This window comes from Comamonas resistens (assembly GCF_030064165.1).
GTDB lineage: Bacteria > Pseudomonadota > Gammaproteobacteria > Burkholderiales > Burkholderiaceae_C > Comamonas > Comamonas resistens.
Window position 1 is genome coordinate 274,729 of sequence record NZ_CP125947.1, and the last position, 20,096, is coordinate 294,824.

The 20,096-nt window shown below is 62.4% G+C and carries 20 protein-coding genes; 9 read left to right on the top strand and 11 right to left on the bottom strand.

Annotation, left to right across the window (positions count from 1 at the left end; genetic code table 11):
* Positions 1-82 precede the first annotated feature (82 nt).
* Positions 83-709: a LysE family translocator gene (locus QMY55_RS01180; protein WP_283486908.1), complete on the bottom strand. Its 627-nt coding sequence runs from the start codon at positions 707-709 to the stop codon at positions 83-85.
* 105 nt (positions 710-814) lie between these two features.
* Between QMY55_RS01180 and QMY55_RS01185 the strand changes: the two genes are divergently transcribed.
* Positions 815-1,270 carry an Lrp/AsnC family transcriptional regulator gene (locus tag QMY55_RS01185; protein ID WP_283486909.1) on the top strand — a complete coding sequence of 152 codons (456 nt, stop codon included), beginning with the start codon at positions 815-817 and terminating at the stop codon, positions 1,268-1,270.
* A 58-nt stretch (positions 1,271-1,328) separates the two neighbouring features.
* Here QMY55_RS01185 and QMY55_RS01190 read toward each other — a convergent pair whose 3' ends face one another.
* The gene (locus QMY55_RS01190; RefSeq protein WP_283486910.1) at positions 1,329-2,132 is read right to left on the bottom strand and encodes an exodeoxyribonuclease III; all 804 of its coding nucleotides are present in this window, start codon (positions 2,130-2,132) and stop codon (positions 1,329-1,331) included.
* A 10-nt stretch (positions 2,133-2,142) separates the two neighbouring features.
* Here QMY55_RS01190 and pyrE point away from each other — a divergent pair, with 10 nt between their 5' ends.
* Complete coding sequence (gene pyrE, locus QMY55_RS01195) at positions 2,143-2,844, top strand: orotate phosphoribosyltransferase (protein ID WP_283486911.1); 702 nt, start codon at positions 2,143-2,145, stop codon at positions 2,842-2,844.
* 8 nt (positions 2,845-2,852) lie between these two features.
* The gene (locus QMY55_RS01200; protein ID WP_283486912.1) at positions 2,853-3,515 is read left to right on the top strand and encodes a DUF4124 domain-containing protein; all 663 of its coding nucleotides are present in this window, start codon (positions 2,853-2,855) and stop codon (positions 3,513-3,515) included.
* A 6-nt stretch (positions 3,516-3,521) separates the two neighbouring features.
* Here the strand turns inward: QMY55_RS01200 and QMY55_RS01205 are convergent, their stop codons facing one another.
* The 5 genes from QMY55_RS01205 to QMY55_RS01225 form a co-directional block, all read right to left on the bottom strand.
* Positions 3,522-3,869, bottom strand: a complete 348-nt coding sequence (locus QMY55_RS01205) for a hypothetical protein (protein ID WP_283486913.1) — start codon at positions 3,867-3,869, stop codon at positions 3,522-3,524.
* A 66-nt stretch (positions 3,870-3,935) separates the two neighbouring features.
* Positions 3,936-4,202 (bottom strand): hypothetical protein, encoded by a 267-nt coding sequence (locus QMY55_RS01210; protein WP_283486914.1) that lies wholly within the window; start codon positions 4,200-4,202, stop codon positions 3,936-3,938.
* A gap of 88 nt (positions 4,203-4,290) precedes the next feature.
* Positions 4,291-5,433, bottom strand: coding sequence for an HPP family protein (locus tag QMY55_RS01215; protein WP_283486915.1), 1,143 nt, complete (start codon positions 5,431-5,433; stop codon positions 4,291-4,293).
* A gap of 106 nt (positions 5,434-5,539) precedes the next feature.
* A complete protein-coding gene (locus tag QMY55_RS01220; protein ID WP_328517816.1) occupies positions 5,540-6,055 on the bottom strand; it encodes a nitroreductase family protein in 516 nt (171 codons plus the stop codon).
* A 147-nt stretch (positions 6,056-6,202) separates the two neighbouring features.
* Positions 6,203-7,243, bottom strand: a complete 1,041-nt coding sequence (locus QMY55_RS01225) for a hypothetical protein (protein ID WP_283486917.1) — start codon at positions 7,241-7,243, stop codon at positions 6,203-6,205.
* Positions 7,244-7,541: 298 nt separating this feature from the next.
* On the opposite strand from QMY55_RS01225, the gene serA reads away from it, so the two are divergent.
* Positions 7,542-8,771: a phosphoglycerate dehydrogenase gene (gene serA, locus QMY55_RS01230; RefSeq protein WP_283486918.1), complete on the top strand. Its 1,230-nt coding sequence runs from the start codon at positions 7,542-7,544 to the stop codon at positions 8,769-8,771.
* A gap of 85 nt (positions 8,772-8,856) precedes the next feature.
* On the opposite strand, the gene QMY55_RS01235 is transcribed toward serA, so the two are convergent.
* On the bottom strand, positions 8,857-9,354 hold the full coding sequence (locus QMY55_RS01235; protein WP_283486919.1) for a YcxB family protein: 498 nt from the start codon (positions 9,352-9,354) through the stop codon (positions 8,857-8,859).
* A gap of 97 nt (positions 9,355-9,451) precedes the next feature.
* Here QMY55_RS01235 and QMY55_RS01240 point away from each other — a divergent pair, with 97 nt between their 5' ends.
* The 5 genes from QMY55_RS01240 to QMY55_RS01260 all read left to right on the top strand — a co-directional run bounded on the left by QMY55_RS01240 (position 9,452) and on the right by QMY55_RS01260 (position 16,524).
* Positions 9,452-10,282 (top strand): hypothetical protein, encoded by an 831-nt coding sequence (locus QMY55_RS01240; RefSeq protein WP_283486920.1) that lies wholly within the window; start codon positions 9,452-9,454, stop codon positions 10,280-10,282.
* 447 nt (positions 10,283-10,729) lie between these two features.
* Positions 10,730-12,037 (top strand): hypothetical protein, encoded by a 1,308-nt coding sequence (locus QMY55_RS01245; RefSeq protein ID WP_283486921.1) that lies wholly within the window; start codon positions 10,730-10,732, stop codon positions 12,035-12,037.
* Between the two features lie 45 nt (positions 12,038-12,082).
* The gene (locus tag QMY55_RS01250; RefSeq protein ID WP_283486922.1) at positions 12,083-13,420 is read left to right on the top strand and encodes a hypothetical protein; all 1,338 of its coding nucleotides are present in this window, start codon (positions 12,083-12,085) and stop codon (positions 13,418-13,420) included.
* Between the two features lie 515 nt (positions 13,421-13,935).
* Positions 13,936-15,936: an OPT family oligopeptide transporter gene (locus QMY55_RS01255; protein ID WP_283486923.1), complete on the top strand. Its 2,001-nt coding sequence runs from the start codon at positions 13,936-13,938 to the stop codon at positions 15,934-15,936.
* A gap of 135 nt (positions 15,937-16,071) precedes the next feature.
* Positions 16,072-16,524 (top strand): acyl-CoA thioesterase, encoded by a 453-nt coding sequence (locus QMY55_RS01260; protein ID WP_283486924.1) that lies wholly within the window; start codon positions 16,072-16,074, stop codon positions 16,522-16,524.
* Here the strand turns inward: QMY55_RS01260 and QMY55_RS01265 are convergent.
* The 3 genes from QMY55_RS01265 to gatB form a co-directional block, all read right to left on the bottom strand.
* Positions 16,521-17,321, bottom strand: coding sequence for an alpha/beta hydrolase (locus QMY55_RS01265; RefSeq protein WP_283486925.1), 801 nt, complete (start codon positions 17,319-17,321; stop codon positions 16,521-16,523). The two genes, QMY55_RS01260 and QMY55_RS01265, sit on opposite strands and share 4 nt — an antisense overlap.
* A gap of 361 nt (positions 17,322-17,682) precedes the next feature.
* Positions 17,683-18,375 (bottom strand): excinuclease ABC subunit A, encoded by a 693-nt coding sequence (locus tag QMY55_RS01270; protein ID WP_283486926.1) that lies wholly within the window; start codon positions 18,373-18,375, stop codon positions 17,683-17,685.
* A 152-nt stretch (positions 18,376-18,527) separates the two neighbouring features.
* Positions 18,528-19,985 carry an Asp-tRNA(Asn)/Glu-tRNA(Gln) amidotransferase subunit GatB gene (gene gatB, locus QMY55_RS01275; RefSeq protein WP_283486927.1) on the bottom strand — a complete coding sequence of 486 codons (1,458 nt, stop codon included), beginning with the start codon at positions 19,983-19,985 and terminating at the stop codon, positions 18,528-18,530.
* Between the last annotated feature and the right edge of the window lie 111 nt (positions 19,986-20,096).

Here is a 20,096-nt window from a genome sequence, read left to right on the forward strand (position 1 = left end):
TGAGGCACTTCACACCTTCCCCAGGCTTGGGGAAGTCTCTGTTTTGAATGCCTGCGGTTCTGTGCCGCAGGCATTTTGTTTTTCAGAGATGCTGGACGACGATCTCGCCCAGCAGCACTGCGGCGATCACCAGCATCAGCGTGCCGGACAGGCGCGAGACGGCGAGTGCAGCTGCGGGGCGCGAGCGCAGCACGCTTTGCGAGCCCCAGCCCACGCCAAAGTAGACCACTGTACAACTGGCCGTGTGGACGGCGCCCAGCATCATGATTTGTGCAAACACGGGCCAGTCGTCGCCGGGCCGCACAAACTGGGGCAGCAGGGCCAGCAGCAGCAACAGCTGCTTGGGGTTGAGGCCGCTGACGCTGGCGCCCTTGAGCGTCCAGTGCCAGCGTGTACCGGCCTCGGCATCGTCGCCGCTCTCGATGGCTGCCGGGCTGCGCCACAGGCCTATGCCCATCCAGGCCAGATAAAGCGCGCCGGTGGCAGTCAAGGCTGTGAGCAGGGCAGGGTTGCGCGCCACGAGTGCGCCCACACCTGCGGCCACGGCCAGCGTGGCCAGCAGCGCGCCGCAGGCCAGACCGGCGGTGGCGGGCAGCACCAGCCTGCGCCCGCGCAGACCTGCAGAAATCACATAAGCCCAGTCGGCACCAGGCGTGAGCACCAGAAGAAAGGAAACGGCCCAGAAGGCAGTCAGAGCGGCGAAGGACACGGGGTTCTCTCGAAAAGCGTTGATGGCGAGAGAATATGGAAGACAGGCGAGAATGTGCTCTCAATAAATGCTGGTGTATGGCTTGAAATTGGAAGAATCTGCCTTGTGAACGCACTTGATCGAAAAATTCTTGCGGCGCTGGAAAACGATGGCCGCCTGACTGTGACCGAGCTGGCCGAGCAGGTCGGCCTGAGCCTCTCGCCCTGCCATCGTCGCGTGCGTGCGCTGGAAGAGTCTGGCGTGATTCGCGGCTACCGTGCCGAGTTGGACCCGGCGGCGCTGGGGCTGGATTTTTCGTCGCTGGTCTTTGTCACGCTCAAGGACAGCAAGTCCGTCCCCGCTTTCGAGGAGGCCGTGGCCCAGCTGGACAATGTGATCCAGGCTCAGCGCTTGTTTGGTGACCCCGACTATCTGCTGCAGGTCGTCGTGCGTGATCTGCCTGCCTACCAGCGTCTCTATGACGAGCATCTGACGCGATTGCCCGGAGTGCTGCGCATGACCTCCACGCTGGTCATGAAGCATGTGGTGACCAACCGGCCGCTGACATCGGCGATGGAGTGAGCATCAAACAAAAACGCCTGCAATGCAGGCGTTTTTTGATAGCGAATCGCAGATCGGCTTAAAGCGTCATGTCATAGCCGATCGTGATGGGTGCATGGTCCGAGAATTTCTCGCCCTTGTAGATGGACTCCGTGCGGGCCAGTGCCGCAATCGCAGGGGTGGCCAGGTGGTAGTCCAGACGCCACCCCACGTTGTTCGCATAGGCCTGGCCCCGGTTGCTCCACCATGTGTAGCAGGCATCGGTGGTGTCGGGCTGCAGCTGACGGTAAACGTCAACCAGACCACCGGTGATTTCAGTCTTGTGCAACAACTTTGTCATCCAGTCGCGCTCTTCGGGCAGAAAGCCGCTGTTTTTCTGGTTGCCGCGCCAGTTCTTGAGGTCTTCCTTCTGGTGGGCGATGTTGATGTCGCCGCACAGCACAAAGTTGCGCTCGGCCTTGAGATTCATCAAATGTGTGTGCATCTTGGCCAGAAAGCGGAACTTGGCTTCCTGGCGCAGCTCGCCCGAGCTGCCGCTGGGGAAGTAGGTGCTGATGATGGACAGCTTGCGGCCGGGCGTGTCGAAGCGGGTCTCGACATAGCGGCCTTCGGCATCGAACTCCTCGGTATCGAAGCCCACGATGACCTCCGAAGGCTCGTGGCGGGTGTAGACGCCTACGCCCGAGTAGCCCTTCTTTTCGGCAAAGTGGAAGTAACCCTTCATGCCGGCCAACACCTCAAAGCGCCCGGCCATATCTGGAGCCTGGGCCTTGATTTCCTGGACGCAAATACAATCCGGCGCAGTGGCTGCTATCCAGGCTTCAGCGCCTTTGGTTGTGGCAGAGCGGATACCGTTGAGGTTGAGGCTGGTTAATTTGAACAAGGATGAATCCATGGTGGTAGATAAGCAGCCAATGGACGGTGCAGACCGTCTGGCGCAGGAATTTGTGCAGTTTGCCGTCGATGCGGGTGTGCTGCGCTTCGGCGAATTCAAGACCAAGGCCGGGCGCATGAGCCCGTACTTCTTCAACGCTGGCCTGTTCGATGACGGCGCCAAGATGGCACGTCTTGCTGAATTCTATGCAAAAGCCATTCTGGCCAGCGGCATGGAGTTCGATATGGTCTTCGGGCCTGCCTACAAGGGCATTCCCCTGGCTGCCACCGTGGCCGTGGAACTGGCACGTGCCGGCAAGAACGTGCCGTTTGCCTATAACCGCAAGGAAGCCAAGGACCATGGCGAAGGCGGCACCCTGGTGGGCGCTCCTCTGAAGGGCCGCGTGCTCATCATTGACGATGTGATGAGCGCCGGCACGGCCGCGCGCGAGTCGATTGCCATCATCAAGGCAGCAGGCGCCCAGCCCCATGCCGTGGCGATTGCGCTGGACCGCCAGGAAATGGCAACCGAGAATGGTCAGGACGTATCCCACAGCGCAGTGCAATATGTGCGCAATCAGCTGGGCATGAAGGTCTGTGCCATTGCCAAGCTGGCAGACTTGTTGCTTTATCTGGAGCAGCAAGGCGGCAATGCAGGCCGCGAGCATCATGAGCGCGTGCTGGCCTACCGCCAGCGCTACGGTGTCGAAGACAAGGAATAAACAGATCCATGAAGCAGGCGTGGCAGGCAAGAATCGGTGGCGTATTGCTGGTAGCAGCCTGGGCGGGGGCTGCTCTGGCCCAGGCTGGTGCGAATCAGGGTTCCATTTACGCCTGTACCGATGCCAAGGGGCGGCGCATCACGGCTGACCGTCCCATTGCCGACTGCGTGGACCGCGAGCAGCGTGTGCTGGGCAACACCGGCGTGGAATTGCGCCGCGTCAGCCCCACGCTCACCGAGCAGGAGCGCAGCGCGATCGATGCTCGCCGCCGCCAGGATCAGGCCGAGCAGGCCCGCGTGCGCGAGGAACGCTCGCGCGATCGCGCCATGCTGCTGCGCTATCCGAACCAGGCCAGCCATGATGCAGCGCGCAATGAGGCGCTGAGCCAGGTTAGCGATGTGAATGCCGTGGCCCAGCAGCGCCTGAGCGAGCTCAAGCAGCGTCGCACCAAGCTCAATACCGAGCTGGAGTTCTATCAGAACGACCCGAAGAAGGCTCCCGCCAATCTGCGCCGTCAGCTCAAGGACAACAGCGAGTCCCAGGAAGAGCAGCTGCGCTTCATCAAGCAGCAGGATGAAGAGCAGCAGCGCATCAACCAGCGCTTCGATGCGGAGCTGCAGCAGCTGCGCAGGCTCTGGGGCCAGGCGCAGGCCCCTGCTGTCGCGCGCTGAGCGCTGTCACTCAAATGGTTTGTGCAGGGCCATGACGCGGCCCAGCAGCAAGGCCGCAACCCAGGCCAGTCCGCCCACGATCAGGGGAATCTGCGTCAGCAGCGAAGCCTGCGCCATCAGCAGCAGCGCGTCGGCCCGCCATAGCGCACCATAGCCCTTGAGCAATCCATAGCCCAGCCACAGCAGCAAGCCTGCCGTGGCCAAGGCCGCCATGGAGCGCGAGGCGCGACCGTCGCGGCTGCCTACGGGAATGCGCAGCGCCCTGCGCCAGAGCCAGCCTACGGCAGCCAGTACCAGCAGCACGCAGGCAGCGACGGACAGCGGCAGCCATAGCGAAAGAGGAATCATCGACATGGCGCGGCACTTTATCCCAGACATGAAAAAACCCACCGAAGTGGGTTTCTCGCGAAAAGGCGCGAATCAGCAGGCTTTCCAGACGCCGGGGCTGCCTGTCACGGGCTGTATGCCCAGCACGACTTCATGACGCTGCAGCAGCTCGTCAAAGGTCTTGGTCGATTCGCTGCTGGCGGCGCTGCCTTCGTATTCCGTGGCGGCCTGAGCGGCGGTGAAGGAATGCGGGCCGAAGCTCTGCACGATGTTGCGCAGCTTGTCGAGGTTGGGGGTGAACACGGCGTTCATGGCAACTCCTTTAAGGCAATCAAGATTGGGGGTGAACACGGCGTTCATGGCAACTCCTTTAAGGCAATCAAGAGGGCTTGAGAAGCAGTGTAGTGCCCGGTGCCGGATGGGCAAGAGGCCAAGTCTCTAGGAACTTCTAGGAGTTGATGCTGAGCAAGGTGCGAATGACATCCGAGCGGGTGATGACGCCCACCAGCAGATCGCCGCGCTGCACGGCGATGAATTGCACGGTGTGGGAAGCCAGCTCGTGCAGCAGATCGCCAACCGGGGTGGATTCCTGCACGCAGAGTTCGGGCTCGCGCATCATGTCCTGGGCAATGGCCTGGGGTCCGCTCCGTCTGGCGGGGCGGCGCAGCCGCTGCCACAGGCTTTTTTGCTGCTGGTCGCGGTGGCCTTGCCAGAGCCAGTCAAACAGGTCGGCGCGCAGCACGCGGCCTATGAGCTGGCCTTTGTCGTCCACCACGGGCAGGCTTTTGACCAGATGGCGGTGAAACAGATCGGCCACGATCTCCAGAGAGGTCTGGGGGCTGACCGTCAGCAACTGGGACGACATGACCTGGCCGCAGCTGATGGCGGCAAAGCGGCGCTTGATGGCTTCTTCCTCGGCGGCAGCCAGCAGGTCGCCCAGGTCGTCGGTGGTGAGGTTGTAGGACTGGTCAAAGCGGGTCAGCAGGGCCTGAAGATCACCTTGCGACAGGGCCAGCTTGCCGGCCTGGGGCTGGGCGGCAACGGCCGGCGCGGCATGGGGGCGATGCAGATAGGCGCGGCCCGTGGCGCGATGAAACAGCACGCCGGCCAGCACCAGGCAGGCAGTCATCACCGCCATGGGCACCAGCAGCCACCAACCCAGGGGTAGCAGGCTGGAGGCCGACAGCACGGTCAGCAGTGCCACGGCGCCGCCTGGGGGGTGCAGGGCGCGGCAGGCCAGCATGATGGCGATGGCGCCGCCCACGGCCAGCGCGGCGCTCAGAGGCAGCGGCATGGACGGTGCCAGCTGCAGCAGGGTCAGCGTCCACAGTGCCGAGACGGTATTGCCCACCACGCAGTTCCAGGGCTGGGCCAGCGGGCTGCTGGGCACGGCAAATACCAGCACGGCCGTGGCGCCCAACGGGGCAAAAAGGAATAGCAGACCGGTATGGGCAAACCGATCGGCCCAGGCCAGCAGGCCGACGATGGCCATGCCCAGCGCGGCTCCCAGAATGGCGCGCAGCAGTTCTCTGCTGGAGGGGCGGGTGCTGACGGGCCCCAGTTGCAGCCACAGTGTTTGCAGTGCAGTCATTTTTTAATTGATAGCGGCTTGCGCAATGTCGTATTGGGTTTGCACGCATTTTCAATAAAAAGCCCCACCGGGCTGTCGGTGGGGCTTTGCGACCAGAGGCCTGCGTTCAGGCTGCGGTTTGCAGCGCTCCGGCGCTCAGCACCTCATCCAGGGACTTGCGGCCGGAGGGCACTTCGCGTTCGCGCAGGTCGTCGGGCAGCGTGGCTGCGTCGGCACGCAGGCCCACGGCGATCACGACCTCGGGTACCAGATTTGCGGGCAGGCCCAGCACCTGGCGCGCCTCGTCGGCCGAGAAGCCGCCCATGGCGTGGGTGGCCAGGCCCATGGCGTGGGCTTCCAGGGCCAGGTAGCCCCAGGCACAGCCCGCGTCAAAGCTGTGCTTGCCGGGGGAGGCTTCGGTATCGGACAGCAGCACGATCAACGCGCCGGCATTCAGGCACCAGCGGCGATTGAACTCGTTGGGGATGTTGGAGAAGGCCTCCCAGTTTGCATCGCCGCGCAGCGCATAGGCAAAGTGCCAGGGCTGCTTGTTGCTGGCCGAAGGCGCCCAGCGGGCGGCGTCCACCAGTTGCTCGACCTGGGCCGTGGTCAGTGCCTCGGGCACAAAGGCGCGGGGCGACATGCGCTGCAGAAACTGGGACTGGATGGGGGTGGCAGTGGTTCTGGTGGTCATTGTGAAATCCGACAAACAAAAAGGCCCGGCCTGCCATGTGCAAACCGGGCCAGCAACGATAGCGCAAGCAGGGCCAGTCTATCGGGCCTATGGGTTTCAGGACTTGTGATCGCGTTCGGCCTGCTGGCTCATCTGGCGCATGTGGCGCTCCATGCGGATCATCACCAGCACCATCACCACCATCACCAGGCAGGAGACCAGCATGGTCAGGAAGGCGGTCTCTATGCCGCCGAAGTCCCACTTCTGGGCATCGGGATCCTCGCCGCGCAGGGTCTGGGCCGTGCGGTCAAATGCCATGGTGTAGTTGGTCAGCAGCGTGGAGACGATCTGTGCGGCCGACTGCTGCTGCAGCTTGGCGCTGAGCTTTTCGTTGGCCAGCACCAGCTGCAGGCCGGCAGGCAGGCCCTTGATATAGGCGGCGTAGGAGCCTTCGCCATGCTCCATCTCGGCCATCTGGGCGCGATCGTTGATTTCGGTAGCCAGGTTGACGGGGTTGCTCAGCATCTCCTCGTCATCCGCTGCAGCGTCGGTCGCGGCCTCGGCGGCTGCATCGACCGCAGCGCGGGCCATCATGTCTTCACGCGTCAGATTGATGCGGCGGGCCGTCCAGGCCGCATCCACGGCAGCGGCGGCAGCGTCTGCAGCCTCCTTGTCGCAGCAGGAGTTTTCGCGGGCTTCGCGCATCTTGATCTGGCGTGCCACCTCGTCGGCCGAAGGCACGGCATCACCCTTGAGCAGCGGATGGATGGGCTCCAGACCCTGGCTGCTGTTTTCCTTCTCGATGCGCTTGCGGGCTGCCGTGTCCTTGTAGATGAAGCCGCGCAGCAGGCCGTCGGCCTTCTGGAAGGAGGGGCGCAGTTCCGGGTCGGCCAGACGCTTTTCAATGGCCACCTGGGTGGACATGCTGTTGAGGTCCCGGCCGGTCTCTTCTTCCATGAACTTCAGGTCGAGCTTGGCGTCCTTCCAGTCCAGCGGCGCCTGGGTGACCGAGGCCATGCTGGCCTCCTGCTTCTTGGGTTTGAAGTGATCCCAGGCCCAGATACCCATGCCCACGAGGGCAAAGACCATGAACGCGAGCAAAACAATGCGCACCAGGAAGACCATCAGGTCCTCGATGCGGCGAAAAACAGTAAACATGCCAACAATCCTTTAAAAAATAAGTCGCATGCTGCGCCTTCAGCTATGAAATTTGCAGCACCCTATGGGCGGGGATTCTAGAAAATGAAAGCGGAAGTCTTAGTTTTTTACAAATTCTTGATTCCGCTTGGTAGGCACTTGCTTCGCGTTTGTGCCGGTGAAATGCTTGCCTTGTGCATGAACAGGAATCTGGCGGGCGCTGGTCTGCGCGGCACAAATGCAACAGATTGCACCCAGAAGCCGTACCGAAATACCCAATTCGCTTTAATGGGGTTTTCACCGATCTAAGGACAGGCTCATGGGCAAGACATCGCTGGATAAATCGAAGATCAAGTTTCTGCTGCTGGAAGGTATTCACCCATCGGCGCTCAAGGTGCTGAGCGATGCGGGCTACACCAATGTGGAGGCGCTGTCCGGTGCGCTGGAGGGCGAGGAGCTCAAGCGCAAGATCGCCGATGTGCACTTTGTAGGCATCCGCTCGCGCACGCAGCTGACCGAGGAAGTGTTTGCCGCCGCGCAAAAGCTCGTGGCCGTAGGGTGTTTCTGCATCGGCACCAACCAGGTGGACCTCAACGCAGCGCGCGAGCGTGGTGTGGTGGTCTTCAACGCACCTTACTCGAACACCCGCTCCGTGGCCGAACTGGTGCTGGGCGAGGCCATCCTGCTGCTGCGCGGCATTCCCGAGAAGAACGCCGTATCCCACCGGGGCGGCTGGAAGAAGAGCGCAGAGAACTCCTTCGAGATTCGCGGCAAGACGCTGGGCATTGTCGGCTATGGCTCCATCGGTACGCAGCTGTCGGTGCTGGCCGAAGGCCTGGGCATGAAGGTCATCTTCCACGACGTGGTCACCAAGCTGCCGCTGGGCAACGCCCACCAGGCTGCCAGCCTGAACGAGCTGCTGGGCCGGGCCGATATCGTGACCCTGCATGTGCCCGAGCTGGCTTCCACCCACGGCATGCTGGGTGCGGCGCAGATTGCGGCCATGAAGCCGGGCAGCATTCTGATCAATGCTTCGCGCGGCACCGTGGTCGATATCGAGGCACTGGCCGAAGCCCTCAAGGCCGGCAAGCTGCTGGGTGCGGCCATCGACGTTTTTCCCAAGGAGCCCAAGAGCAACAAGGATGAGTTCCTCTCGCCGCTGCGCGGCATGGACAACGTCATCCTCACGCCGCATATCGGTGGCTCCACCATGGAGGCTCAGGCCAATATCGGCCTTGAAGTGGCGGAAAAACTGGTCAAGTACAGCGACAACGGAACGACCACCTCGGCCGTCAACTTCCCCGAAGTGGCACTGCCCGAGCACCCGGGCAACAACCGCATCCTGCATGTGCACGAGAACCGCCCCGGCATTCTCTCGGCCATCAACCAGGTGTTTGCCGACAACGGCATCAATATTGCCGGTCAGTACCTGCGTACCGACGAAAAGGTCGGCTATGTGGTGATCGATATCGACGCCAAGTCCTCGGCGCTGGCGCTGGAAAAGCTGGCGCAGATTGCTGGCACCATCCGCTGCCGGGTTCTGTTCTAAGGCCGCCAGCACAAAAAGGAAGCTTCGGCTTCCTTTTTTGATAGCTGCATGCGCTTTACAGGTAAGACCTTAAGGGCAAAAAAGCTTATTTTCTGGCTGGGCCCACATGAGCCTGGAGCTGGGAGCGCAGCTCTCCAAGAACGGCTTGATCGGGGTCTGCGACCTTGGGCACGATGTAATAGAGATTGGGTTGCAGATACAGCAGCATGAATTCGGCGTTCTCGGCCCATTGGATGAGAAAGTTCCAGGGCACTCTGGATTCTCCCTGGCTGGAGCGCATCGTCAGCTCACCATCGCTCAGCTCCAGTGTCTGGGCCTGATGCATGGCCGGATAGCGGCGATAGGCGCGTTGGGCCATGGGGCGGACATACATCTGAAAGCTGGAGGTGGCTACCAGCACATAAATGGCGCCACCCACGGCCAGCCAATAGGTCTTGAGCCGAAGGCTGGTCACAAAGATCAGCACGCCCAGGATGGCCATCAGATAACGCAGCCAGTGGGTCCAGCGGGGTCTGAGCTGGGCATGCAGGCGCAGTGCCGCGACATATTGCTCTTCGTCGATGTGATAGGTCAGAGAGGCCATGGCGGCGATGATACGGGCTGGCCCGGGCGTGCTGGCTCGACTCGCGCTGCCCGGCCGCTTGCCCTGATGGGGTTCTTGGATCAGTGAGAGTGAAACCATGAAACGTGGATTTTTTGTGCCTGCGGCGCAGGCAGACGGCGGTGAGCAACCCTACCGGCGGGGCAATTTCAGCTGCGCCCATGAATGGCTGGAAGACGTCGGCGGCATGGATGAGCTGCTGCAGGTGCTGGATGCGCTGAGCGCTGCCGACCCGCTGCACCGTTATCTGTGCACGCTGGATGACATCAGCCAGTGCAGCTATACCTGCGGACATGCGGGGCAGGATGACCGCCTGTATCTGGAGGAGACCGGTGAGGACGGCATGGACTGGGACGACCCTGTTCAGCTGGCCGCCTGGGAGCAGGCGTCGCTGCAGCATCGCATCCGCCAGATGGGCCATCCCGAGCTGATCCAAAGCTGGGATCAGGTCTGCGGCACGCTGGCCACGGCGGCCTGCGACGTGAAGGCCCTGTTGCAGGCCAACCGGGAGCCGGACGCGCTGCTTGACGATGTGGTCTATGTGCAGCGCATTCCGGTGCCGGCGGAGGACCTCAAGATCGCTGCCCAGCCCAATGGCTATTTCAGCGCCGACTGGGACACGTTTCAGAACCACGCCATCATCCGCCACCTAGCCGGGCAGCACGGTTATCGCTTTTTCGGCATGGGCGCAGCCTGGATGGGGTTTGTGCGGGCCGAGCCGTTGACAGCCGAACAGGCCGTGCGCCTGGTGGCTGACCTGCGGGATCTCTATGGCCGTGGACGGGAGCAGGTAGTTGCCCATGCGGGCTGGAGCGAGCTGCAGCAGCTGCTGCAAGGCCAGCGCCTGCTGATGCTGGGCTATGTGGAAAACCTGTCCGAGTCGCTGGGAATGGATGATGAGGAGTGCTGAGCTACTTGCAATCTGATAGCTGCTTGCGCTTGAGTATCAAGGGCTGGGGGCTTGAAAGGCATTGAGATTCCAGCGCTTGCGGAGTCTGGGCTGGGCGTTCCCGGTTACAAGAGCTTACCGTGTGCCGCTCTCGTCGGAATGTGTTTTTGAGGGGCGGTGCAGGTGCAGCGCTTAAGCTTGGGCGCAATCCCCCCTGTCCATGCTCCTGTCGCTGCACAACGGCCCCGGTGCTGGTTCAGGTTTTTCATTCACTTCCATGGCAACGCGCCAATGCTGCCGATAGACAACAACGGCCAGACCGTGCCTGACTTCACAGCCCAGGCCTGCGCCCAGAGCCGACACGACTTATGCAAATCAGGTTCAAGCCAGAAATTTGCCCTGTGGGATCGCTCCCTGTGCATCCGCAGTGGCGGCCTAGCTTGTTTGCGTAAGTCCTAGCCTATAAACATGGTCAAGACCTCCCGAACCTACTTCTGTCCGCAATGCGGGGCCCGGCGCAGTCATCCCGTCGCGGGCCTCAGCGGCCAGCATGTCTGCGAGAGCTGCGGTACCACGTTTGCGGTGGGGACCGGCGCTACTCCCGATGTCACTGCCTTGCCTTTGCAAGCGCACCGGCAACTGCTGGACAGGTACCGCAATGCCGTGATCGCGGTGGTGCTGGCGCTGGTGGCCGCCATGTTCCTGCTGCCGCTGCTGGTGGATCTGAAAAAAAGCAGCCGCACCGTGGCTGCGGCGCAGAGCCGGGGCAGAGCCGATATGTCGGCCCTGCATGAAGCGGGTGGCAAGTTCAGCCGCATTGATGTGTACAAAAACCGCACCGACCAGAACGAGGATGAATACCGGATCGAGGTCAGCGACATGCAAAGCGGTGCCGCCCTGTCGCAGCCACAGTTCTACCGTTTTCCCTGGATGCAGAACGGAGGGGAATTCAAGAACTTCAGCGACGGCAATCTCTATTTGCAGCTCAAGGAGGCGACGGTGCTGCGTTTTGACCCCGGGGCGCAGCAGTTTGTGGACCTCAGCCCTTTGCTGATGGCCCAGTTCCCGAGCGAGTTGGGCGTGGGCCTGGCCGGAGTTCGCTTCTCCTATGACGACAGGCCGGACTGCCTTCAGGTCGTGACCAATGATGGCCGCAAATACCATGTGTACTGGGTGGCGGGCCAGATTCTGGACGCCGAAGTCGCGAGCCAGCTCGATGAGCAGCGAGCTGCCAAGGCTCGCCAGACCCGCAAGTACTACCGCTATGCCCCCCTGGACAAGGGATCGTCGTTGGAGAAGCGCTTTCTGCTGGTGCAGTACTGGAACAAATACGAAAACGGCCAGCCCCAGTACCTGACCCACTTCGAGCTCAAGCCCCTGGAGGAAGCTGGGAGTTTTGATCGCGATGTCGGTGGCGGTTATGCCGTCAGCCATTATTCGGTCACTCGCGGTCTGGTGAGGCTGGAGGTGATCGATGCCACGCCGCGTTTCCAGGCCGAGGTGCTGGCGGAGAACGCCACACGTCTGTTGCTGTCCTATAGCGCCACGCCGGAGCAGGGCAAGGGGCGCATGCTGCAGTTGCTGGACAAGCAGAACAATCAGATCGTCTGGAGCCGGGATGTGGCCCAGATCCCTTTGCTGGCGCGCGAGCGCGGCGGCATCTATGCCAGGGCCCAGGGCCTGCCCTCGGGCTTTTTCATGCAGGGCAGCAGCCTGGAGCCCGGCTATCTGATGGATAACCAAGGGGAGCTGGTGCACGAGTTTTCGTGGCGCTAAGGGTTGCGCAGAACATAGAAAGAAAACACAGAAAGAGCACAGGACATGGCCGTACAGATCACAACCCTTGTCTGCCCACAATGCGGGTCGGGCCGCTGCACCAAGGCGGCGGGCACACCCAATCTGTTCGCCTGCAGTGCCTGCGGCACGGAGTTCGTACTCAGCGACAGCAACGCACCCAAGGAAATGCGTGTCATCCACAGCATGGATGCCGGGCAGTTCAACAGCCTCAAGAGCCTCAAATACCTGCCGCTGGGCCTTGGTGTGGTGGTGGCGCTGGCCGTTGCTGCCCCTCTGGTGCTGAGCATGCTGCGTGCGGCGGTACCGGCGGCGGTCGATCATGGGCAGTTGCAGGCATCCACCGTTTATGAAACGGCGAACGGCCAGTTCAATGTGGTGCGCGTGCTGGAAAAAACCGAGGGCCGCAGCGATGACTATCAGATCCTCGTCAACAGCCTGGACAACGGCAAGAAACTGGCCGAGCCGCTGGCGCTGAGCTACCAGCGCACCACGCTGTCGCAGAACCCGCAGCTTGCCCATTTTTCGGACGGCAGCATCTTTCTCATCATGAATGCGCAAAAGCTCTTTCGCCTCGACCAGAGCAGTGCGCGCTTTATGCCGCTGGACGACGAGCTGGTCAACCGCCATGCTTCGCAACTGGGCACGGGCATTTCCAGCATCGAGCTGGCCGGCAGCGACAAGCCCGATGCCCTGATCGTCACCAGCAACAGGGGCGAACGCTTCTACGTCTACTGGCTCACGCAGCAGATCCTGCCGCTGGCGCGGCTTTATGAGGACTTCCGGCAGCGGCCTTTTGCCAGCTATACCGAGACGCTGCAAAGCTATGCCTTTGCGACGCTGGACGTGGGCAGTGCCGCCAGCTCGCCCGGCCTGCTGGTGCGCTACACGCAGAAGGTGCGCGCCGGCGAATATCCGAAGCGGCCCGAGCTGAGCATGCAGTCCAGCCAGGAAGAGCAGGTCAAGGCGCTGTCCGGCGACTACCAGCGCATCACCGCGGACTGGGTGGTGATGGACAAGATGCTGCGTGAGTCTGGCGTGACCGAGTTGCGCCTGGTGGAGCCCGTGCAGAAACGTTATCGCGGCGTGGTGCTGGCACAGAACGCGCAGCGCGTGCTCATCGTCTTCAACACTACGCCGGTCACCGACCAGGGCCGTGTGCTGCAGCTGCTGGACCTGGCCACGGGCCAGCCGGTATGGAGCCGCACGCTGGAGCAACTGCCCCAGATCACGGGCAATGGCAGCTATCTGTCCGCCGATGGCCTGCCCTCAGGCTTTTATCTGCGCTCGGATGAGAGAACGCCCTCGCTGCTGATCGACAACCAGGGGCAGATCCTGCATGACTTCAGCCCCAAACGTGGCTGATGCTGTTTATTTGATCTGAGATCTGCTTGTCTTGTTGGCGGGCAAGACCTGGCCTTTGCTGCAGGTGCCAACGCAATGCATTTTTGATAGCTGCCTGCGCTGACTGTGTAAAGGGGAGGGCCTGATTCGGCATTCTCGGCCCGCTCAATGATGACGCGCCAGGGCAGCTTGCTCCTGCCCGTTCCCGATTGCATGCGCTGCATCGCTTGCCGCACGGTGAGCGCCCCGGGCAGGGTGATGCCGCGGAAGATAGCCCACGGAGGAATCGTGTAATGCGATGTCTGCCAACGCCAGTCAATAATGGCGGTAGTAAAGTCCCGGGCCCGGCATCAGCCTGCCGGTCAGGGCCTGGAGTTCGCATGCAGCCACTGGGCGCCGACATATGGGTCTTTGGAGACCGTGTAGGCCTGTTCGGTCAGGTGGGGAGGTATACGGGCCGGCAACAGCATGGCGCCGTCGGGAAAACCGGAGCGTGGGAGCAGAGAGCACACCGGCTCGCATCAACGATTGCAGTTATGGAAAAAAATACTTTATCGCGTGAATTCACGCTGCGCGGCGTCATTCTGGGCGCGCTCATCACGCTGGCCTTCACGGCGGCCAATGTCTATCTGGGCCTCAAGGTCGGGTTGACCTTTGCCTCGGCCATCCCGGCGGCCGTGATCTCCATGGCGCTGCTGTACCGCTTCAAGGATTCCAACATTCTCGAGAACAATCTGGTGCAGACCCAGGCCTCGGCCGCGGGCACGCTGTCGTCGGTGATCTTCGTGCTGCCGGCGCTGCTGATGCTGGGCCTGTGGTCGGGCTTTCCGTTCTGGCAGACGGCACTGATCTGCGCGGCCGGCGGCACGCTGGGCGTGCTCTACACCGTGCCGCTGCGCCGTGTGATGGTGGTGCAGTCCGATCTGCCCTATCCCGAAGGCGTGGCCGCAGCCGAGGTGCTGCGCGTGGGCGAGAGCCAGCGCCATCAAAGCGACGCCTCTGCCGGTACGCCGCGCTCGGGCCTGCGTGATCTGGGCTGGGGCGCGGCTCTGGCGGCGCTGTTCGGCTTTCTGAGCGGCGGCCTGCGCGTGCTGGGTGAGGCCATCAATCTCTGGATTCCCGTGGGCGGCGTGGCTCTGCGCGTGGCCGCAGGCTTTTCGCCGGCGCTGCTGGCCGCGGGTTACCTCATGGGCGCGGCTGCGGGTGTAGCCGTCTTGGTGGGTCTGGTGCTGTGCTGGGGTGTGGTCGTGCCCTGGCTCACGGCCCACGCCACACCGGCCGCTGGCCAGGCCGTCAGCGACCTGGCCAGCCAGCTGTGGAGCGGCAAGGCGCGCTTTCTGGGCGCCGGTGTGATCGGCATCTCGGCGCTGTGGACCGTGGGCACGCTGGCCGGTCCCATCATCCAGGCCATCCGCAGGCAGCCCGCTCGCGCGTCGGGCAGCTCGGCTGCGGCGGGCGACGAAACCGACAAGGACATGCCGCGCAGCTGGATGTTGCTCATCGGTCTGGCCGCGCTGGCCGTGCTGTTCCTGGTCGTCAACGGCTTTGTGCACGAGCATATGCCCGAGCTGTCGGATGCCGCGCGCTACGGGCTGGCGGCGCTATGCGTGCTGTTTGCCGCCGTGTTCGGCTTTTTGGTCGCGGCGGCCTGCGGCTATATGGCGGGCCTCGTGGGCTCGTCGGCCAGCCCCATTTCGGGCATAGGCATCATCGCCACCATTCTCATGGCGCTGGCGCTGCTGGGGCTGCATGCTACGGTGCCCGCCTTCGCGCAAAGCGTCTCGGGCCAGCTCGGTGTGGCGCTGGTTCTGTTCATGGTCTCCGTCATCCTGGCCATGGCCTCTATCTCCAACGACAACCTGCAGGATCTGAAGACCGGTTACCTGGTCGGCGCCACGCCCTGGCGTCAGCAGGTGGTGCTGATCATCGGCTGCCTGGTCGGCGCAGCCGTGATCCCGCCCGTGCTGGACCTGCTCTACAACGCCTACGGCTTTGCTGGCTCGTTGCCGCGCGCAGGCATGGACCCCAGCCAGGCGCTGGCTGCCCCCCAGGCCACACTGATGAAGCAGATCGCCACCGGCATCTTCAGTGGCTCGCTGGACTGGACCATGCTGGGTCTGGGCGTGGCGGTCGGCGTGGTCGTCATCGTGCTGGACGTGGTGCTGCGCAACAGTGGCAAGGGCGCGCTGCCGCCGCTGGCCGTGGGCCTGGGCATCTACCTGCCGCCCACCATCGGCCTGACGCTGACCATCGGTGCCGTGCTGGGCTTTTTCCTGCAGCGCGCCATCAAGGCCTACGGCCAGCGTCTGGGCAAGGACTGGGCGGCTGCGGCCGAAGAGCGCGGCTTGCTGCTGGCCTCGGGCCTGATCGTGGGAGAAAGCCTGATGGGCATAGTCATTGCCGCGCTGATCGGCTTCAGCGGCAAGGATGCGCCGCTGGCCATCGTGGGCGCGGATTTCGCCCCTGCCATGTGGCTGGGCCTGCTGTGCTTTGCGGCCCTGTGCGCCTTCTTCTACAAGCGGGTGCTGAGCCGCTAAAGTAGCCCGTAGAGGACTTACGCAAACAGGCCGGGCCGCTGAGGCGGATGCACAGGGAATGCACCCATGGTGCAAACGTCTTGTTTGAACCTGATTTGCGCAAGTCGTGCCGTTTTTTCTACCGCATCACCACCCATGGCCCGCATCCAATTCGAGCTTCCCGCGCAGTTTCTGTTCTCCACCGAGATGCAGATCTACATCAGCCACGTCAACCAGGGCGGCCATCTGGACAACGCCCAGTTGCTGACCCTGGTGTCCGAGGCGCGCGTGCGTTTTTTCAAGCATCTGGGCTACCGCGAGTCGGACGTACAAGGCCATGGCGTGGTGGTGGGCGACATCGTGGCCCAGTACAAGTCCGAAGGCTTTCACGGCGAGACCATGCGCGTGGAGATGACGCCGGCCGACCCCAACAAGTACGGCTTTGACCTGGTCTTTCGCATGACCGAGACAGCCAGCGCCCGCGAGGTGGCGCGCGGCAAGGTCGGCGTGGTGTTCGTGGCCAGGGGCGAACGCAAGGTGGCGGCTATTCCCGAGGCATTGCGGCTGGCGCTGTTCGGCGCTGATCCTCAAACCAGGCCGCTCGCCTAGCCGGCGGAATTCGCGAACCGCGCCACGGCATCCCACAGTGCGGGAGCCCGCAAAATGCTGGAGTGCCCCGTGTGCGGCAGGGTCAGCACTTCCACGGCTTTGCCCTTGAGGCTTGCCAGCAGGGCATCGGTGCGTGCAGGGGCCACCGTATCGTCGTGGCTGGCGCGCAGCACCAAAATGGGCCCCGAGTAGCCCTGCAGATGCGCGGCGGAATCAAACGGGTCGCGCAGCAGCAGCTTTACAGGCAGCCAGCCATACATGCCGCGTACCGTGTTGAGCATGCTGTCAAAAGGGGTGATCAGCACCAGCTGATCGGGTTGGCGTAGCTCCGCCACGGCAGAGGCCACGCCCGTGCCCAGGCTGCGCCCGATCACCGTGATGGGTTGCTGCGGGTGCAGATGCCTGACTTCATCGAACAGGGCCACGGCATCCTGCGTCAGCAGCGGCTCGGAAGGCTGGCCTTCGCTGGCGCCATAGCCGCGGTAAGCCAGCATATAGATATCGCTGTGGGGAAAGGTCTGCGTCAGGAGCGGCAGGTGGTGCTCGATGTTCTCGGCATTGCCGCCAAAGTAGAGCACCACGCCGCGGACCTTGCCCTCTGCCGGATGCCACTGCCAGCCGCGTAGCAGCACATCACGCTGCAGCGAGAAATTGGTCTGTTCCTGCGGCAGCTGCGTGAGCCCGCCCTGGAAAATCATGTTGCGCTGCTGCGCAAACATATAGCCGCAGATGCAAAGATAGAGCGCCACGCACAGGGCGATCAGCCAGAGCAGGAGCTTGAGCAGCTTGGAGGGCATGGATGGGTATGAAGTGATGCGGGGCTGCGCCGAATTGTGCGCAGATTTTTGTGACCCCTGTGTGCGCTTTATCTGGGCTTTATGTAAACGATGTTCTTTAAATTGATAGCTGGTAGCGCTTGTGGGGTTTGGGTAGGAGGCTGATTTCGCCACAAATCTTGTGGGCTGACCGCTCCCACCCGTCTGGCTGCAGGTTTGCCCGGAGCGAAGCGCAGGGACGCAGACAATCGGGTTGTGTTCTTTGCTCACTTTCTTGCACAAGCAAGAAAGTGAGTCGCCAGCCGGGGCGAAATCCCGGCCTCTGTCGTGAACGACGGAACGGTGCTGTTTTGATAGCTGCCCGTAGCAACCTAGCCTGTGTTCACACTCCTGGCAAAAAATACCCCGCCCTATGCTGATTCCGGCTGCTGCTGATGCACAGCTTGAGCCGCGCCTCCATGTACTGCCGCACTTCCGAGCGATCGCACATCTGCGCCAGGTCTTCCCAGTAGAGCAAGCTGGTGAAGGATGTCTTGGACGGCTCTGCGGTATCGGCCTCGGCCGCTCCCGCGGGCGCAGCCGGGGTGGGCACAAAGATCGGCACGTTCACGGGGGCATAGTGCTGCACGGGGCGGCCTGCGGCTTCTTCCTTGCGGCGTGAGGTCAGCACAAAGTAATGCTGTCTGGCGCCAGCCAGATGGGGCTTTTTCTCGGCGTCGAAGACCTTATCCAGTCGCTCCAGGCCTTTGGCCACATCGGCGGCATAGGTCCAATTCGTCAGGTACTTGGTTTCTATGAACAGAAACACCTGGCGTGCGGGGTCGGAGATCAACACGTCGGACAGCTTGCTGCGCAGGCGCTCATGGCACAGATAGGCGTGGGTGTCGAACGAGACATTGGGGCTGTGCAGGCCCAGGTCTTCGCGCCCCGAGACTTCCTGGATATAGCGGTTGAACAGCGTGATGCGCTTGGTGTAGCCGGGCGTGAATTCGTTGAAGAAGTAACCGGCAAAAAACTTGGTGCAGAGGTTGCGCTCTTTTTCGGATTCGATGAGGGAGGCGTTCGAGAAGATCACTGAATTTTTCCTGGGCAGGCGGCACAGGGCATGGGGAGCGGCAAATAACGAGGCCGCAGGCATATGCTGCCTGCGGCCCTTAGAGCGTGCTCACATTATCTGAGGTCACAGGCACGCCTGTAACGACGTGCTTGTAACAGAGTTGGCTGTTCTCAGGCCAGCTTGGCCTTGAGCAGCTCGTTGACCTGGCCGGGGTTGGCCTTGCCCTTGGAGGCCTTCATGACCTGACCGACCAGGGCGTTGAAGGCCTTGTCCTTGCCGGCGCGGTATTGCTCGACGTTGGCGGGGTTGGCCGCAATCACCTCGTTGATGATGGCTTCCAGCGCGCCGGTGTCGTTGGACTGCTTGAGGTCCTTGGCTTCGATGATGGCGTCCACATCGGAGCCTTCACCGGTCCACAGCGCCTCGAACACCTGCTTGGCCGAGTTGTTACTGATGACATTGCCGTGGATGCGGGCGATCAGGGTGCCCAGCTGCTCGGCGCTGACCTTGACCTGGTCCATGCCGATCTCTTCCATGTTCAGGCGGCGCGAGATCTCGCCCATCACCCAGTTGGACGCCAGCTTGGGCTGGCCGCAGGCCTTGGCGGCGGCTTCAAAGTAGGCGGCCATGGCCTGGCTTTGCGTCAGCGTGGTGGCGTCGTACTCGGGCAGACCGTAGCTTTCCACAAAGCGCGCGGCCATGGTGCGGGGCAGCTCGGGCATTTCGGCCTTGACCTGCGCCACCCATTCGGGCGCCACGACCAGCGGTGGCAGGTCGGGGTCGGGGAAGTAGCGGTAGTCGGCCGCGTCTTCCTTGGTGCGCATGGCGCGGGTCTCGCCCGTGTCGGGGTTGAACAGCACGGTGGCCTGCTGGATCTTGTGGCCGTCCTCGATCTGCTCGATCTGCCAGAGGATTTCGTAATCGATGGCGATCTGCATATTCCTGAACGAGTTCAGGTTCTTGATCTCGCGGCGTGTGCCCAGCGGCTGGCCAGGCTTGCGCACGGAGACGTTGGCGTCGCAGCGAAACGAGCCTTCCTGCATATTGCCGTCGCAGATGCCGATCCAGGTGACGATCTTGTGCAGTTCCTTGGCATAGGCCACGGCTTCGGCGGTGGAGCGGATATCGGGCTCGGTCACGATTTCCAGCAGCGGCGTGCCGGCGCGGTTCAAATCGATGCCGGACTGGCCGATGAACTCGTCGTGCACGGACTTGCCGGCATCTTCCTCCAGGTGGGCGCGCACCAGGCGCACGGTCTTGAGGACGTTGTTCTTGCCTTCTTCCAGGTAGAAGCTGACCTCGCCGCCCTGTACCACGGGGATCTCGAACTGGGAGATCTGGTAGCCCTTGGGCAGGTCGGGGTAGAAGTAGTTCTTGCGCGCGAAGATGGAACGCGGCGCAATCGTCGAGCCCAGCGACAGGCCGAGCTTGATCGCGCATTCCACGGCCTTTTTGTTCATCACCGGCAGCGTGCCGGGCAGGGCCAGGTCCACGGCGCAGGCCTGGGTGTTGGGCTCGGCGCCGAAGGCGGTGCTGGCACGGCTGAAGATCTTGCTGTTGGTCGCCAGCTGGGCGTGGGTTTCAAAGCCGATGACGACTTCGTAGCCATTGATCAGTTTCACAGTCATTGCTCTGTGTGTCCTAACTGCTAAAAGTGAAGCGGCTTGCGCATGATCTGTATGCGTTTCAGGCTTATTCGATGCTGAAATCCAATCAATACAAGCGCAAGCGGCTATAAA

Coding starts and splice junctions, on each gene's coding strand:
- gatB (WP_283486927.1), bottom strand. CDS start 19,985: ATGACTGTGAAACTGATCAATGGCTACGAAGTCGTCATCGGCTTTGAA.
- QMY55_RS01205 (WP_283486913.1), bottom strand. CDS start 3,869: ATGTCGATGATTCCTCTTTCGCTATGGCTGCCGCTGTCCGTCGCTGCC.
- QMY55_RS01255 (WP_283486923.1), top strand. CDS start 13,936: ATGGAAAAAAATACTTTATCGCGTGAATTCACGCTGCGCGGCGTCATT.
- QMY55_RS01260 (WP_283486924.1), top strand. CDS start 16,072: ATGGCCCGCATCCAATTCGAGCTTCCCGCGCAGTTTCTGTTCTCCACC.
- QMY55_RS01240 (WP_283486920.1), top strand. CDS start 9,452: ATGAAACGTGGATTTTTTGTGCCTGCGGCGCAGGCAGACGGCGGTGAG.
- QMY55_RS01215 (WP_283486915.1), bottom strand. CDS start 5,433: ATGACTGCACTGCAAACACTGTGGCTGCAACTGGGGCCCGTCAGCACC.
- QMY55_RS01250 (WP_283486922.1), top strand. CDS start 12,083: ATGGCCGTACAGATCACAACCCTTGTCTGCCCACAATGCGGGTCGGGC.
- QMY55_RS01225 (WP_283486917.1), bottom strand. CDS start 7,243: ATGTTTACTGTTTTTCGCCGCATCGAGGACCTGATGGTCTTCCTGGTG.
- QMY55_RS01245 (WP_283486921.1), top strand. CDS start 10,730: ATGGTCAAGACCTCCCGAACCTACTTCTGTCCGCAATGCGGGGCCCGG.
- QMY55_RS01200 (WP_283486912.1), top strand. CDS start 2,853: ATGAAGCAGGCGTGGCAGGCAAGAATCGGTGGCGTATTGCTGGTAGCA.
- QMY55_RS01210 (WP_283486914.1), bottom strand. CDS start 4,202: ATGAACGCCGTGTTCACCCCCAATCTTGATTGCCTTAAAGGAGTTGCC.
- QMY55_RS01235 (WP_283486919.1), bottom strand. CDS start 9,354: ATGGCCTCTCTGACCTATCACATCGACGAAGAGCAATATGTCGCGGCA.
- QMY55_RS01220 (WP_328517816.1), bottom strand. CDS start 6,055: ATGTCGCCCCGCGCCTTTGTGCCCGAGGCACTGACCACGGCCCAGGTC.
- serA (WP_283486918.1), top strand. CDS start 7,542: ATGGGCAAGACATCGCTGGATAAATCGAAGATCAAGTTTCTGCTGCTG.
- QMY55_RS01265 (WP_283486925.1), bottom strand. CDS start 17,321: ATGCCCTCCAAGCTGCTCAAGCTCCTGCTCTGGCTGATCGCCCTGTGC.
- pyrE (WP_283486911.1), top strand. CDS start 2,143: ATGGTGGTAGATAAGCAGCCAATGGACGGTGCAGACCGTCTGGCGCAG.